At 49.3% G+C, this 14766-nt stretch carries 16 protein-coding genes; 13 read left to right on the top strand and 3 right to left on the bottom strand.

Features of this window, described 5'->3' with window-relative positions; genetic code table 11:
• The first annotated feature begins 23 nt into the window (after positions 1-23).
• The 13 genes from PPM_RS21020 (at position 24) to PPM_RS20960 (ending at position 11807) form a co-directional block, all read left to right on the top strand.
• Entirely contained in the window at positions 24-1487 is a 1464-nt protein-coding gene (locus PPM_RS21020) for a glycosyltransferase family 2 protein (protein ID WP_013372835.1), read from the top strand.
• A 118-nt stretch (positions 1488-1605) separates the two neighbouring features.
• Positions 1606-1893 carry a hypothetical protein gene (locus tag PPM_RS21015; protein ID WP_013372834.1) on the top strand — a complete coding sequence of 96 codons (288 nt, stop codon included), beginning with the start codon at positions 1606-1608 and terminating at the stop codon, positions 1891-1893.
• 29 nt (positions 1894-1922) lie between these two features.
• Positions 1923-2255, top strand: coding sequence for a hypothetical protein (locus tag PPM_RS21010; protein ID WP_013372833.1), 333 nt, complete (start codon positions 1923-1925; stop codon positions 2253-2255).
• Complete coding sequence (locus PPM_RS21005; RefSeq protein ID WP_013372832.1) at positions 2255-2605, top strand: hypothetical protein; 351 nt, start codon at positions 2255-2257, stop codon at positions 2603-2605. The genes PPM_RS21010 and PPM_RS21005 overlap by 1 nt, the downstream gene beginning before the upstream one ends.
• Complete coding sequence (locus PPM_RS30260) at positions 2553-2912, top strand: hypothetical protein (RefSeq protein WP_043886044.1); 360 nt, start codon at positions 2553-2555, stop codon at positions 2910-2912. Before PPM_RS21005 ends, PPM_RS30260 begins: the two co-directional genes overlap by 53 nt.
• 182 nt (positions 2913-3094) lie before the next feature.
• Positions 3095-4186, top strand: a complete 1092-nt coding sequence (locus PPM_RS20995; protein WP_013372830.1) for a CgeB family protein — start codon at positions 3095-3097, stop codon at positions 4184-4186.
• Between the two features lie 33 nt (positions 4187-4219).
• Positions 4220-5353 (top strand): CgeB family protein, encoded by a 1134-nt coding sequence (locus tag PPM_RS20990; RefSeq protein WP_013372829.1) that lies wholly within the window; start codon positions 4220-4222, stop codon positions 5351-5353.
• Positions 5354-5409: 56 nt separating this feature from the next.
• Entirely contained in the window at positions 5410-7059 is a 1650-nt protein-coding gene (locus PPM_RS20985) for a glycosyltransferase (protein ID WP_016324683.1), read from the top strand.
• A gap of 121 nt (positions 7060-7180) precedes the next feature.
• Positions 7181-8272, top strand: a complete 1092-nt coding sequence (gene wecB / locus PPM_RS20980) for a non-hydrolyzing UDP-N-acetylglucosamine 2-epimerase (protein ID WP_013372826.1) — start codon at positions 7181-7183, stop codon at positions 8270-8272.
• Entirely contained in the window at positions 8265-9251 is a 987-nt protein-coding gene (locus PPM_RS20975) for a polysaccharide biosynthesis protein (RefSeq protein ID WP_013372825.1), read from the top strand. The genes wecB and PPM_RS20975 overlap by 8 nt, the downstream gene beginning before the upstream one ends.
• Positions 9248-10102, top strand: coding sequence for a dTDP-4-dehydrorhamnose reductase family protein (locus PPM_RS20970; RefSeq protein WP_013372824.1), 855 nt, complete (start codon positions 9248-9250; stop codon positions 10100-10102). Before PPM_RS20975 ends, PPM_RS20970 begins: the two co-directional genes overlap by 4 nt.
• The gene (locus PPM_RS20965; protein ID WP_013372823.1) at positions 10063-11091 is read left to right on the top strand and encodes an NAD-dependent epimerase/dehydratase family protein; all 1029 of its coding nucleotides are present in this window, start codon (positions 10063-10065) and stop codon (positions 11089-11091) included. Before PPM_RS20970 ends, PPM_RS20965 begins: the two co-directional genes overlap by 40 nt.
• Positions 11088-11807, top strand: coding sequence for a glycosyltransferase (locus PPM_RS20960; protein WP_013372822.1), 720 nt, complete (start codon positions 11088-11090; stop codon positions 11805-11807). The genes PPM_RS20965 and PPM_RS20960 overlap by 4 nt, the downstream gene beginning before the upstream one ends.
• A gap of 152 nt (positions 11808-11959) precedes the next feature.
• On the opposite strand, the gene PPM_RS20955 is transcribed toward PPM_RS20960, so the two are convergent.
• The 3 genes from PPM_RS20955 to PPM_RS20945 all read right to left on the bottom strand — a co-directional run bounded on the left by PPM_RS20955 (position 11960) and on the right by PPM_RS20945 (position 14687).
• Positions 11960-12352 carry a hypothetical protein gene (locus PPM_RS20955; protein ID WP_043886042.1) on the bottom strand — a complete coding sequence of 131 codons (393 nt, stop codon included), beginning with the start codon at positions 12350-12352 and terminating at the stop codon, positions 11960-11962.
• A gap of 211 nt (positions 12353-12563) precedes the next feature.
• A complete protein-coding gene (locus PPM_RS20950; protein WP_013372819.1) occupies positions 12564-13958 on the bottom strand; it encodes a glycosyltransferase family 2 protein in 1395 nt (464 codons plus the stop codon).
• 12 nt (positions 13959-13970) lie between these two features.
• Positions 13971-14687, bottom strand: a complete 717-nt coding sequence (locus tag PPM_RS20945) for a glycosyltransferase family 2 protein (protein ID WP_013372818.1) — start codon at positions 14685-14687, stop codon at positions 13971-13973.
• Between the last annotated feature and the right edge of the window lie 79 nt (positions 14688-14766).

Genomic DNA, 14766 nt, shown 5'->3' with positions numbered 1-14766 from the left:
TGCCACCCGGAGGAGTGAACGGCATGAAACGCCTGAGTACGCAAAGGAAACACAGCAAACGGCTCGGAAAGAAGGGCTATTGGTCAGGATATAACAGGGGCCAGGAACAAGGCAGGAAGTTGGGGCAGGCTTCGTTCGGCAAGATTTTTGAAGGCGTAAGTATTATCATTCCGTCCTGTAATCAGCTTCAACAGCTCCGTGCTTGCATTCACCATATTGAGGAGAATACGAGCCATCCTCACGAAATTATTGTGGTAGACTGCGGCTCGACGGACGGGACACCTACCTATTTGCTCCGTAAAAGCATCGCTGTACGCTATGCGCTGTTAACAAAGGATGTTCAGATGATCGGCAGTTTGAATCAGGGACTGATGATGGCAAAAGGTACAACTATTGTCGTACTGGACCCAAACTCGATGGTGACTCCTGGCTGGCTGGACCGGTTGATGAGCTGTTTATACAGCGATTCGCGTATGGGAGTTGTCGGTCCTGTAACGAATGGTCCATTCGGAGAACAGCAGGTTGAGGTTCCTGATATGAATAAAAATGAAGTGCGTCCATTTGCCATGGCCCATAATATTCCCAACCCGGATGCATGGCGAGAGACTGAAAGCCTGGCCGCATTTTGTCTACTACTACGTAGAGAAACTTTGGTAAAGACGGGATACTGGGATGAAGGGTGCCACAGTATTGAGGAAGCCCATGCAGATTGGTTGCTGCGCGTACGCTTGTTGGGGATACGTATGACAATTGCCGGAGATGCGTTTATCCATTTTGTAGAAAGTGATCGGGATACGGTTTATGGTTTTCCTCAAACGACCGAAAGAATCGGTTCAACGGAGGAAGGAAGCCGGAACCGATCCTTTTTTGTCCAAAAGTGGGGGGACGCGGATAAGCTGTTCCACCACCCGGAATTTGGAACAGCAGAGCCAGACGGCCAAGGATTATCAAGTAAGGAAGCACACTTATCAGCAGCAAGCTTTTATCCCGTCGGAGCGCTTGTTCAGGGACCGTCCGGCGCAGTATTTCGGATAGAGCCGGGAAGTAGGCGGCTGCTGCATGAAGCCAGTGCTGCGGGAGGTAAATACGTGCATCCCGTTAGAGTGTCTCAGCTTGATTTATTGGCGCTTCCCTTAGCAGATGAGCCGGAGGCGATGGTGTCCGGCGCCGCTGATGCCCCCCCTGTAGCTGTGGCGCATGAGGAACCCTTGCCTGTGCTGGCGGCTCCTGAGCTGGGAAACATGTCCATGTTGCCCACACTTCATATCCCGGCTCAACGCAAGCGATGGATCGAGTTACTGTATGCTGAAGGTGGGCAACTGTACCAAATCGGCAACGGTTGGAAAAGACCGTTTCTGACCCTCTACGCTGTGATGAGCTGGCGGGCTGAGGACTATCCAATTCAGTTTTTGTCCTCCGAAGAATTGTCGGCATTGACGGAGAAGCAACCTATTATTGCTCCACCAGTGCTACAAGGACATTTGTGATGATCGAATAGGCTTTTTTAGGCGGAACCGACTACTCGCTGCGGCATACGCTGTAGTAGCGGAAAGCCCGTAGGTATTTCGTGCGTTCCGCACGGCGGAACACATAAAGGAGGGGCTTATGCATAACGAGTTAGATGATTTGCTGATCCATATTTCGCACTCGCAGCAGCAGATGTCGAGGCTGCTGGATGCGGAACGGCAGGTGGTCGTGCGCATGGCACAGATCATACATGAACTGCCGGATGAGGAGCCGCGTTTTGATGGAATTCCGGGCATTATTGATAGCTCGGGACAAGTAAACAAAAGCATTGTTGCCTATTTGAACGGTATTGCCGACCTTCAGGAAGCAATGGCTGAAATGCTCGTTCGTGTCGTGAAGGAGACGGCATACCCGGAAGAGGAGTAGTGTAACAATCGAGGGGAGGGAGTGAACACATGAGTAGGGAAAAAGCAATGATTCACATGCTGGACGCAGCCTCCAAGATGCAGCGGAATGTGTCTATGATTCTGGAGGCCAAGGCGGTCGAAGCAGAAAAAATGCGCAATTGGACGCTGAACCATCTGGCGCCTCACGCATTTGACACCGATGAAGAGCAGTTGGGACGGCCTTTGGAAATTCACGAGCAGATGGTGGAAATGCTGGAGGGATTAACCCGGCTTCAGACTGGACTATGCAGTAATCTCAAAGCATTGCTGGACCAGGATGAGCAGCAGGGTGGCGGAATGGAAGGGATGATGGGAGGCATGGGCTCGGGGGATATGAACTAATGAGCATGAGGCGTGAACGTGAGATTAAGCTGGATATGATGGAGTCTATTGCTGCCAGCCAGCACGCCGTTGCCCGGATGCTGACCAGTCTTGCGGACTTGACGCCCCATGCGGATATGTCGGCTCCCCGTCTGGAAGAGACCATCCGTATACTCAGCAACTACCAGGGAGAAATCACGAAAATGTTGGCGGGTATTCCTTTAAGAAGACAGGTATATGGGAAACCAACGAAGCCATGGCTCCATGTGCCTGTTCAAAAAAATGAAACCAAGACGAGAAAACAAAGGAGGAATGAAAATGAGTACAAGGTGGGAACGCACAGCTCGAGACAAAGCCCGCAAAAGACGTAAAGATGCCCGGCGTTCTAGCATTCGTAGATTAAAACGGAGAAGAAGACGTCTGCTTGCTCTTAGACGCCGTAAAAGGGGGCTTAATTCAGTACGTAGAAGACGTTCTCTTCTGCGGCGACGGAAAAAACCTCAAGCTAACCCGGCCGCAGCTCCTTCTGCGGAGAACCCACAGCCCATTCCTGTTGCATTAGAGCATGACCCGCAGGCATTCCAGCAGGGATATGATGCTGCTTACAATGAGGGTTTCAATTCAGGCTTTGCCAAAGGTTATGAAGATGGCCACCAGGTCGCTTACAAGGCACAGTAAACTATGAAAATCATCTATTACGGTTAACCCCCCGAAGCCTAGCAGCTTCGGGGTTATTTGCGTTTGGGCAGTTGGACGGGCAAACGCCAATTTTGTCCGGGCAGTGGCAGTCGTCCATGATGCGTTTGACCCCTGTGCATATAGTTTAGGAGTGACAGAAGTTTATCCTACAACAGGACAGGGTGAAGGATGTGAATGATCAACGAAGCGGAAATGAACGCGAAGCATACCGATGCGGCTATCGGGAAGGACGCAGAATGGGCGGTTGCACGGCTGCTCTGTCACAGGTCGTGGCAATACAACCTGCTGTTCGCCAGTTGAAAGTGTTGTATATTCCGCAAGGTTTCGTAGCTATAGACACAGGTGTGCAAGAGGCATTAAGCCAAATATGCAGCTCGTGCGCCATCGGTACTCCTGCCACGATGCTGGCTGACGCTAAGGCTCACCGTCCAGATCTCGTACTGGTCATGAATGGGCTGCATGTGTTTCCGGACGATCATCTGGAGCAGGTACAACAAATACGAGCCATGGGCATTCGGACGGCCATATGGTTTGTAGATGATCCCTACTTTACGGAGGATACGGCGTTGATCTGTCAATCCTACGATGTCGTTTTTACGCATGAAAATTCTTGTCTGCCGTTTTATCGTGATCAGGGAGTAACGAGGGTCCACTATATGCCGCTTGCTGTGTCAGCCCGTATCTTTTATCCCCGGCGGGTAGAACGTGAACATCAGCATGATATTTGCTTCATTGGAAATGCCTTCTGGAACCGTGTGAAGCTGTTTGACTACCTTGCTCCCTTCTTGGCGGATAAAAGAGTGCTGATCGTAGGTGGGCACTGGGATCGGCTGACCCGGCGGGATGTGCTGGAACGCTTTATCCGTCCGGGTTTTATGGAGCCGGAAGAGACCGCTCGATATTATAACGGTTCCAAAATTGTCATCAATATGCACCGCCCGACAGACCCCGGACTGGATAATCGGAATACACATCAGTTGTCAGCGGAGTCCATCAATCCTCGGACATACGAAATTTCTGCTTGCGGGACGCTTCAAATGACGGATGTGCGGAAGGATCTGAGCCGTTATTACCAACCAGGCTATGACATTGAGACCTTCTCGGGAGCAGAGGAACTGAAAGTGAAGCTGGACTATTATCTCAAGCATGACTGGGAACGCGAACGCATAGCTTGGCGCGCACTGCACACCACCATGCAAAAGCATAGGTACTCGAATCGTATGGAAGAATTGCTGGACAAGGCGATGGCCTAAAGTAAACACCATAAACAGTGAGGAGTGAAAGTGATGACGATATCTACGACAGGACCGTATGACCCAGCTGTTCACCAGACGGCGGCGGCCTCCTGGGAGAAGGGGAGAGCTGCGGGGATCCATGACGGATACGACGAGGGATACCTGCGCGGACGCGCTAACGCGATTGTCTCGCGAACAAAAGCAACGTTCCCTTTTCGACAGATCCATGTACTGTATGTCGTCTCGGGCAAAGGCCTTCCGTATTCTCCGCTGGATGAGGCGGTCATTACCACATTGCAGAGCATGACGGCTCAGGTTACCGTAACAGACCCGCGCCAGCCGGTAGGAGATATTGCTGCTCAGCTTCGTCCGAATCTGATGCTGGCACTGGATGGGATGGATCTACCGTTAGAGCAGGTTGCTGCAGTACGCCAGTTGGGCATTCCCACTGCCATCTGGCTGACGGACGATCCCTATTACACCGATACGACGACCAAAATGGTGACGAATTATGATTATGTGTTCACCTTAGAAATGAACTGTATAGAACTGTATCGTCAATTGGGCTGCACGTCGGTGCACTACTTGCCATTCGGGGCATTTTTGACTCACTATTTTCCACTCAGCTCGCCTGCTTCAGTGCGACGTGAGATTGGATTTACAGGCTCAGCCTACTGGAATCGCATCTATTTCTTCAATCCGATTATGCCGCAGCTCATGGCCCGCAACATTAAAATCAATGGAATCTGGTGGGATCGTCTTCCGGATTATCAGTCGTATGGTGACAAAATTGAGCTGGGCCGCTGGATGTCTCCGGGCGAGACCAATGATACGTATAACGGCAGCAAAATCGTAATTAATCTTCATCGTTCCCATCAGGATGATTCGGTGAACAACAACTCACTGAAAATTCCGGGGATTTCGCCAAATCCCCGCACGTTTGAAATTTCCGCCAGCGGAACGTTGCAACTGACGGATACAAGAGACGATCTGGCTCGTTTTTACAAGCCAGGGGAAGAGATTGAAACTTACAGTTCTCAGCAGGAACTGCTGGAGAAGGTTGAGTTTTATTTGACGCATGAAAAGGAGCGCCGTGAGATTGCTCTGCGTGCTCTGGAACGAACCCTGCGGGAGCACACGTATGGTCACCGGATTGACCAAATGCTATCGATCATCTTCCCATAAGATACACATGACGATGGTTGCTATTTTAAAGGAGGTGAACTCCGATCAAGCCGAAAATGATGCTATTCAGCCATGTCAGCAACGTCCGCAGCATTACAGGGGCGGAAAAGCTGCTACTGCATTTTTGTCTAGACATGCGTACGTATTTCGATTGCATTCTCGTAACGCCTGGTGAAGGGCGGCTGACCTCAATGGCCCGCAAGCGCGGGATAGCTGTACAGACTCAGAATTTGTTCATGCTGCATGGCATGTATACCCCCTATGAGGGATTGGCGCAGGATGCGGAGAATTTGCGGAACCATGTGGCGTATGCACCATTGCACCAGATGCTTCGGCATGCTCGACCTGATGTGGTGCTGGTCAATACCTGTGTGAACGTCATGCCCGCAATGGTTGCCCAAGAGCTTAATATCCCGGTTATCTGGAAAATAACCGAGGTCATTAACCAGAATGCGCATACGCCGATTTCTGTTTCGATTATCGAGCGTTATAGCCAGTGGGTCATTGGCATTTCGCAGGCTGTTATGCGCCCTTTGCATGGCGGGGGATTGACACGTCCGCATACGATGTTGCCTCCTTGCCGGGATATGAATATGCCGTCTCCCAAAGAGTATGTGCTGGAACGGAGAAGGAAACGTGAAAAGCTGGGACTGCGAGATTTTCATATCTGCATTGGTTATATTTCTTCCTTTATCTACGAAGCCAAAGGGCTATTGCCTTTTGTCCACATGGCTCTAAAGCTGTGTGAAACCAATTCGCGGTGCCGTTTCTGGATCATCGGTAGCTCAGTGGATTCCGAGTATTACGTAAAATGTATCTCTTTGATTCGCCAGTCTCGTTATAGCCGCCGCTTCCAATTCAGTTCATTCGAGGAATCCGTTTCAACAGCCTATAGCGCAATGGATATTGTGGTGATCCCTAGTATGGTGGAGGAAGGCTTTGGTATGACGGCTCTGGAGGGTCTGGTGTACGGCAAGCCCGTCGTAGCCTTTGCGCAGGGCGGACTTGTGGAATTAATGGAGGCGACCGGAAATGCAGATTTTTTGGTAGAGCCAGGCAACAGCGATATGCTGGCGCAAAAAGTAGGCTATCTGCTCGATCATTCCGAGGAAGCGGAACGAATTGGTGTGCGTAACAACAGTGCGGCTACGCGTGTCTACGGACCTGATTCCTACCGAAGCAGTCTGCACGTCATGGTCAGTCAATGGGTATGTCATCATCCGCATTGGTTCCCGTTGATTCAGCAGCCGGGTGGTCCGGTATGGACGAGGGAAGGCGAAGGCCTGCGTCAGGTCACTGCAATACCGGAGGCTTATCTCAACACCGTTCGAGAATTTCCCGAATCGGTCGTTAATCAACTGCCAGTGCTGGGTCTGCCGCCAATCGAATATGCAGCCATTCAGGGTTTGCCACAACCAGTCCCCTCTTTGCCTGAGCCACCATCTGAGTTGCCTCGCCGCAAGCGTAGTATTCGGGCAAGATGCCCAAAGGGCCACAAGCATACCAGACTGCGGAGTCGCAGGTATAAGAGAAGCGCTGGCAGAAGCCGTCTCAAGAAAATTCACGGGTCCCCATTATATCGAAAATCCAAGTCCAGACAGAAGCTCAAGCGGAAATTCAAGCTCCAGTCACGGCGATCCAAAGCGCACAAGCAGAAGCGAGTCACACTCAAGGCCAGACAGCATTCCAAACAACGGTCCGGGTGAAATACGCCGGACCGCTTGAGATGAACGATAAGTCGGAGCACAGCCAGTCTGCTGGATGGCTATTATTCATTGAACTCCACAATTCAATGAAACAACGACAGCAAAGGTGGGTTCCAAAACCATGAAAATATTGACCGTGCTCGGCACAAGACCGGAGATTATACGGCTCAGCCTGATTATTCCGAAGCTGGACCACTATGCAGATGAACATGTGCTTGTGCATACGGGCCAAAATTATACGGAAAGCCTGAGCGGACAATTCTTCCGCGAGCTGGGTTTGCGCGCCCCGGATTATGTGCTTCAGGAGAAAGCGGGAACGCTGGGCAAACAACTGTCTGCCATGTACTCGCAGATGGAGGACATTTTAAACAAGGAACGCCCAGATCATGTACTATTGCTCGGTGATACGAACAGCGCCTTATGTGCCCTGCTAGCGGAACGTATGGGTTACCCAGTTGTGCATATGGAGGCTGGGAACCGCTGTTATGATCTGGATGTGCCGGAGGAGAAGAACCGGCGCGTCATCGACGCGATTTCTACCATTAATATGCCTTATACAGAGCAAAGCAAGCAGCACCTACTACGTGAAGGCTTTCCAAGCCAACGAATTATACTGACTGGAAATCCGATCTATGAAGTCATGCAGCACTATGAGAAAGAGATATCTGGAAGCGAAATTTTGAAAAAGTTAGGATTGTCGCCGGGGAAATATTTCTTGGTCACTGCCCACAGAGCTGAAAATGTCGACCATCCGCCACATTTGCTGGCTATTTTGGATGGTCTTAACCGGGTAGCCCGGCAGTTCGAGCAGCGGGTCATTTGCAGTATCCATCCCCGCACCGCCGCTCGGATCGCAAGCCACCCGCCGATCCAGCTTGATCCGCTGGTAGAATTTCACGAGCCGTTCGGCTTTTTTGACTTCGTTCTGCTGGAGCGGCATGCCCGCTGCGCTTTGACGGACAGCGGCACCGTACAGGAAGAATGCTGTGTCATGGGGGTGCCGACCGTCACGATGCGTCGTACGACCGAACGGCCGGAAACGGTAGATTGCGGCAGCAATATCGTGTCCGGTCTTGATGGCGAGGTTATAGCAACCGCGGTAGCTATAATGACCGGGATGAACCATAAGTGGCAGTGTCCCGCAGGCTATCTGGCGGAAGATGTATCGGATAAGGTAGTCAAATTTTTGCTTGGAGGGAAACGGCATGTTTGAAAACCAACGTATCTTGGTTACCGGCGGTACCGGCTCTTGGGGGCATGAGCTGGTTACCCAGTTACTGCCGCGTAACCCCAAAGAGGTCATTATCTATTCACGTGGAGAATCGAGCCAGGTTGCCATGAACAGGCAGTTTGAGGATGAACGGCTCAGCTTCTGTATTGGAGATATCCGGGATAAGGACGCGCTGGTTACCGCTTGTCAGGGTGTGGACTATGTGTTTCATTTGGCGGCTCTCAAGCACGTACCTGTCTGTGAGGATCAGCCCTATGAAGCACTCAAAACCAATGTCGTAGGCACCCAAAACGTGATTGAGGCCGCTGTCGCCAATCAGGTAAAGAAAGTTATATATATATCGACTGACAAAGCCGCGAATCCGTCCAATTTTTACGGTATGACCAAGGCGATTGGAGAAAAATTGATTGTCTACGCCAATCTGCTGAATAGTGATACACGGTTCGTGACGGTACGAGGCGGTAATGTATTGGGCACAAACGGAAGCGTAGTGCATCTGTTTCAAAACCAGATTCGCCAAAAGGGGAAGGTTTCTATTACGGATATGAAAATGACCCGTTTTTTCCTGACCCTGCGTGATGCGATCAGTCTCCTGTTCAAAGCTTCGGTGGAAAGTGTCGGCGGGGAAATTTTTATCATGACCATGCCAACCTGTCGCATTTTGGATTTGGCTGAGGTGCTCATTGAAGATTCGGGCGTGGAAAACGTAGAAATTGTAGAGCAAGGTGTCCGTCCCGGCGAAAAAATTCATGAGATTTTGATGAGTAACTTTGAAAGCCTGACAACGGTTGTGTATGACGAGCAATATTTGGTCATTCTCCCAACGCTGAACATCCCCCAATTAAGAGATCGTTATAGTCAGTGTCCTCCGGTATCATTCAGCAGCTTTAGCTCGGAGTTTAATCTGATGTCAAAAGAGGAAATTCGAACTATCCTCCGGAGCGGGGGGTTCATTAAATGAAGCTGCTTATTTTGGGTGGTAACGGCATGGCGGGCCATGTCCTGGTCGATTATTTTCAAAATCAGGGCAGGCATAACGTCTTCTATACCACCCGTGATCCCGAAAATAAAGGCGGTCTGCTGCTGGATGTAAGAGACAGCTTTATGGTGGAGCAGTTGGTTCGCAGTGTGCGGCCAGACGTCATCATCAACGCGGTGGGTGTGCTGAATCAGTATGCCGGGGAGGATCAGATTACAGCATACCAAATCAATGGACTGTTGCCGCATCTTCTCCGGCGGACGGCGGACAGCATCGGTGCCCGACTCATTCATATCAGCACGGATTGTGTATTCGAGGGAAAGCGTGCTCCTGGTTTGTACAAGGAGACGGATCAGCCTGACGGGACAAGCGCCTATGCTGTGACGAAAATACTCGGAGAAGTAAAGGCGGCAGGGCATCTGACTATTCGTACCTCTATTATCGGTCCGGAAATTCGGAGGGAAGGCATTGGTCTGCTGCACTGGTTTTTACAGCAGAGCGGAGATGTTGACGGATATCGCCGCGTCTTTTGGAACGGGGTCACGACACTGGAATTGGCTAAAGCGATACAGGTGCTTATGAATGAGCCGCTAGACGGACTCATTCATCTGGTTCACCCCGAACCGATCAGTAAACATGATTTGCTACTGCTGTTCAAAGACATCTGGAAGAGGGAGGATATTCGGATCGTGCCGAAAGATGAGCCGGTGCAAGATCGGACGCTTCGTTCTACCCGGGCCGATCTGCTCTACGATGTTCCTCACTACAGCATCATGCTGAAGGAGCTGCTGGAATGGACAGAAGCACAGCGGAACAACGTCGGCCTGTCATAGTCATTACCGGAGCGGCAGGCTATACCGGGATGCACGCCTGCCTCTATTTTGCACAGCTCGGCTGGGAGGTGGCGGCGCTGACTCGCACTGCCGCTTCCGCATCAAAGCTGACCTCACTGGCTGGAGATGATGAGTATCCTAGTCCGGATGTCGGCACTCACGTCTGTATCACGCCTTATGTATGTGATTTGCTTGATAAGAAACGTCTTGGCGAAGTAATCCGCCAAATTGCACCGGATTATGTGCTTCATCTGGGCGGTAAAAATTCGGTGCCTGAATCATGGCAAAGTCCACTGCTGTACATGGAATCCAATGTACTGTCCACATTGTATCTGCTGGATGTACTGCGCCCTTTCCCAAAAGTCCGAATTGTAGTGGCGGGTTCTCGCCTAAAGACGGCTTTGCAGGCACCGTATTATCCTCCGCACCCGTACAGCCTCAGCAAAAGCCTTCAAGAGGCAGTCGCGCTTTCGTGGGGTGCGCTGTTCGATCAATCCGTCATGCTGGCGGAGCCTTGCAATCTGATCGGCCCGGGTCCCTCCACCGGTTTCTGTGCACTGTTGGCAGGCTATATCGCACGGACCGAGCAGAGCGTGCGAGACGTGCAGAATGTAGAGCCCCCTGCCCTTGCTTCCGTTTCTGCACCGACTCCGTTTCAGGTTTCTTCACGGCATGCGCTGCGAGATTTTCTGGACGTGCGCGATGCTGTCCGAGCGTATAGCGTGCTACTGGAGCGAGGTGTTCCGGGGCGTGTATACCCTGTTTGCTCAGGCAAGATGATGCAGTTGGGGGATATCGTAGAACGTATGATTGCGTTGGCAGACACCCCTGTTGCCATACAATGGGGAGATGTGACAGAAGAGGCGTCCACGGATGTATATCAGCCAAAGGAACTAGAGGAACTGGGCTGGATGCCAACCATTCCGTTAGGGCAATCACTGAAGGATATGATTGGCTACAGTCGAGCCAGAAAGGAAGAAACGAGATGAGACCGAGTGTAACGATCGTAATTCCGTTTTATAACTGCAGGTACGTCGATCAGGCAGTGCAAAGCGCACTGGAGCAAACCTACGGCCCGCTTGAAATCATTGTCGTCGATGATGGTTCAACCACACATACTGAAATGCTTCATCCTTACCGTAAATATATCTATTATTTAGGTAAATTAAACGGTGGGACGGCCAGTGCACTTAATCACGGCATCCGACATGCCAACGGTGAATACATTGCGTGGCTCAGCTCGGATGATACCTTCCACAAGGATAAAATTAACAATCAGGTTTCCTTTATGCTGGAGCAAGGTGCACATATTTCTCACACCAACTTCAACACAATCAATGAATACAGCCAAATCACAAGATACCAGGCGGGACCGGTACTTCCGTCGATACAGGAATTTTACCGTTTTTTTCTGAAAGGTAACCCGGTAAACGGATGCACGGTTATGTTCAAAAAAGAACTGTTTACGCAGATAGGGTTGTTCAATGAGCTGTTGACGTATACCCACGATTTGGATATGTGGTACAGAGTTATACTGGCAGGATACGAGTTTCCTTTTTTAAACGAACTGCTGGTAAACTACCGCTGGCATGATGAGATGGGAACGAACAAGCATCGACACGTCATTGAACAGGAATACTTAATTACCCAGGCACGCTACAGAACCAGCTTAACTGAGCTGCTGAACAGATTTGCAGCTATGTAGTACAAATCAGAATATTGAAAAATTTTCAGCCTGTGACCTGCAGTGCCTGTGTAGAGCACGCAGATTCACAGGCCAATTACAAATGACTAATGATGATAGGGAGAGAGACCATGTTAGTTAGGAAAACAATACCTTTATCATGATTCAACCCGTTATACAGTAGCAATTACTGCCCAATCGCCGAACGGGAAGGCATGCTCTGGTACGAAATTGCCAGCAGCGTCTCTTCCTTGCGCCGCAATCGAAATATCACTGATAATTGCGGCGGCTACGGCTGGAGATGAAACGTTGATCTGATATGCTGGCACTACAGTAGGAATCGTAAGTGTGACTACTGCCCTTGGTGCACCCAAGGCAAATGTGGTTGTAAAATACGGTACTGCCACTGTACCTGTTGGTGCACTACCAGGTGCGCTATAAGCAGTAACAACGATGGGAGTGAGTGGAAGAGCTGTTGTATTAGTGATACGTAGTGTAACAGAACTCGAATGGAAACTACCATCTGGATTAAGGTTTTCAACGGCTCCTAACGAAAAAACGGCCATATTTTTCACCTCCTTGTAATACCAATATATGAAGAAAGAGTAGTAATAGAGTGTGTTAATATATAGAGGTGTTTAGTACAAATTAAGGAATCCCGGCTTGTCCAGTACCCGCAATTAACATTGCCCATCGGCTTTTATTACCGCTGTATGTCGTGAAAAGATGATTAAACTACAGGCTGGTTCTATAAAGAACCAGCCTGTAGTTTAATCATCATAAAGCCACGATCGTTGGACCTTGTGGGCTTCGGTTAAATACATCCGTCGGAAGGGGAATAGGAGGCTGTGTATGCCATCTGAACACATGGACCTCTCTTTTACTGGGAATGGGTCGCAACCATCCGCCCTCTGCATAATATAGTCCGTGATCCGGGCCCATATACAACCGGTAATCGATCAGCTCATGCTCTTCGAAAACATTGGTATCAATAGGTGGACCAATAGGGAAAGTCTCCAGCTGCGCGAATGAAAGAGGAATCGATTCGTTGACCTCATAGCCCAGCAAACGGAACGATTCGAAATCGCGGAAGGGATAGCGCAGACCATGGCTGATCAGGTGCATACCGTTCATGGGATCTCTGGCGATGTAAACCGCTGGGAAATGCTCTCGAAGTTGGCCATTATGCAGTAACGGCTTGCCGTCGGGGATGCTGGTCACCGTGCTATCCGACAGCTGGATTACCCGATCAAGACGAAAATGAAGAGCATGAAAAGTATCGAGCGACTCGACAGGCCGCTTCAGTCCTTTCTCGATTTGATAAATATTTCCTTTGGAATCTCGAATGAGTATTCCATTAGGTAAGGAAGAATCCTTAGGTCGATGGTGCGGATGCCCCGCAGCAAACTGTCCGGGGAAAAAGTATTCATCTAATGTATAAATGAGGCGTTCAGGGTTAAAATTCCATTTTCTTAGAAATATTCGGCGATTTCTCTGTCCCCATTCAACTATATCGATTGAATTATGTGTAAAACTTGCGTTACCCTCATGATGGACATGACTGTCTCCTGCGATAAGGAGCCTTAATCCCTTTTTTAGTGTCCGATACCCGAAATCAATATCTTCATAGCCACCTCCCGGGAATGCTTCGTCTAAATACCCGATCTGACTTATCAATTGACGACGGAACAACATACAAAATCCGCTTAAAGCCGTCGTATCCCGCCAAAGTGAGGGATTAGTGACATTAAAATTTTTGCTGAATTCATGATATGTCTCTGTGGTTGAATAGGACATGGGAAGGCGTTGCATTGGCATCACCATGTTGGACACAGGACCGACAATGCCAATATCCGCTGAGCTAAAAAGTGCATGAATTAAATTTTCCAGCCAATGGTGAGATACCATCGTGTCATTATTGAGCAGGAGAATAGTATCCCCTATAGATGCCTTAATACCTTGATTACAAGCTGCTGCAAATCCACGGTTAGTTTCATTCTCAATTAAACGTACATTCTCCCGACGACGTAGTTGATGTTGAGTACCGTCTGTCGATCCATTGTCAATACAGATCAATTCGTAAGGAATGGTAGTGTAGCGCACGATGCTATCCAGACACCGTTCTGTTAGTTTCCAGTTGTTTAACGTAAGGATAACGATACTGACCAGCATAAAATTCTCTCCTTAAAGAGTATTCAGAACCACTTGTAATTGGTTCTGATATGTCTGTCTGATGGTTTCTAATTCCTGTACAATAGCTTGGTAATGCTGGACCGTACCCATTTGTTCATGACGACGGTAGGCAGTGAGAGGCTCATCTAAATAGTGAAATTCTGTATGGTTCAATACTACACGAATCCAAAAATCATAATCATGAGTGTATAACAGCTTCTCATTGAAGTATCCAATGTTACGAACATAATCCTTTTTCATCATCACCGTACAGCCATTTAACGGGCAGTAGGAAGAAAATGCCTCAATAAAGGAACGTACTGTCGTAAATTTGGCAGTTGCATTGCGACATATTACCTCGTTTGCTTTGTTAATGACATGATAATCAGTGAAACTGACCTCCGCTTGATGTTGCTCCATAAAATTCACTTGACGTTCAATTTTGGTCGAATAAAACATATCGTCTGAACTAAGCCAAACAGTATACTTTCCGGTGGACATTTGTATACCATAATTGAGCGCAGTTGCCGTGCCGCCGTTCATCTTTCCTAGATAATAAATGCGATCCATATAAGGGATCAAACGTTCCTGGTGCATAGTTGACCCATCATCTACAACAATAATTTCGATATTCGGATAAGTTTGATTTAAGACGCTGGCTACAGCCTGATCTACGTACGGACAGTTGAAAAAGGGAATGATGACACTCACTTTCGGCAACGATTCCACGTTTCCTCACCCCGCAATCTTCATGTGCTTTCTCCCCACCATACGGTATGTTAAAACGAATTCATAATTGTGGACGATT

Source organism: Paenibacillus polymyxa M1 (assembly GCF_000237325.1).
Lineage (GTDB): Bacteria > Bacillota > Bacilli > Paenibacillales > Paenibacillaceae > Paenibacillus > Paenibacillus polymyxa_C.
The sequence above is the reverse complement of the archived record's forward strand: the minus strand, read 5'-3'. Positions and strand labels throughout refer to the sequence as shown.

Coding starts and splice junctions, on each gene's coding strand:
- PPM_RS21020 (WP_013372835.1), top strand. CDS start 24: ATGAAACGCCTGAGTACGCAAAGGAAACACAGCAAACGGCTCGGAAAG.
- PPM_RS21015 (WP_013372834.1), top strand. CDS start 1,606: ATGCATAACGAGTTAGATGATTTGCTGATCCATATTTCGCACTCGCAG.
- PPM_RS21010 (WP_013372833.1), top strand. CDS start 1,923: ATGAGTAGGGAAAAAGCAATGATTCACATGCTGGACGCAGCCTCCAAG.
- PPM_RS21005 (WP_013372832.1), top strand. CDS start 2,255: ATGAGCATGAGGCGTGAACGTGAGATTAAGCTGGATATGATGGAGTCT.
- PPM_RS30260 (WP_043886044.1), top strand. CDS start 2,553: ATGAGTACAAGGTGGGAACGCACAGCTCGAGACAAAGCCCGCAAAAGA.
- PPM_RS20990 (WP_013372829.1), top strand. CDS start 4,220: ATGACGATATCTACGACAGGACCGTATGACCCAGCTGTTCACCAGACG.
- PPM_RS20985 (WP_016324683.1), top strand. CDS start 5,410: ATGATGCTATTCAGCCATGTCAGCAACGTCCGCAGCATTACAGGGGCG.
- wecB (WP_013372826.1), top strand. CDS start 7,181: ATGAAAATATTGACCGTGCTCGGCACAAGACCGGAGATTATACGGCTC.
- PPM_RS20975 (WP_013372825.1), top strand. CDS start 8,265: ATGTTTGAAAACCAACGTATCTTGGTTACCGGCGGTACCGGCTCTTGG.
- PPM_RS20970 (WP_013372824.1), top strand. CDS start 9,248: ATGAAGCTGCTTATTTTGGGTGGTAACGGCATGGCGGGCCATGTCCTG.
- PPM_RS20965 (WP_013372823.1), top strand. CDS start 10,063: ATGGACAGAAGCACAGCGGAACAACGTCGGCCTGTCATAGTCATTACC.
- PPM_RS20960 (WP_013372822.1), top strand. CDS start 11,088: ATGAGACCGAGTGTAACGATCGTAATTCCGTTTTATAACTGCAGGTAC.
- PPM_RS20955 (WP_043886042.1), bottom strand. CDS start 12,352: ATGGCCGTTTTTTCGTTAGGAGCCGTTGAAAACCTTAATCCAGATGGT.
- PPM_RS20950 (WP_013372819.1), bottom strand. CDS start 13,958: ATGCTGGTCAGTATCGTTATCCTTACGTTAAACAACTGGAAACTAACA.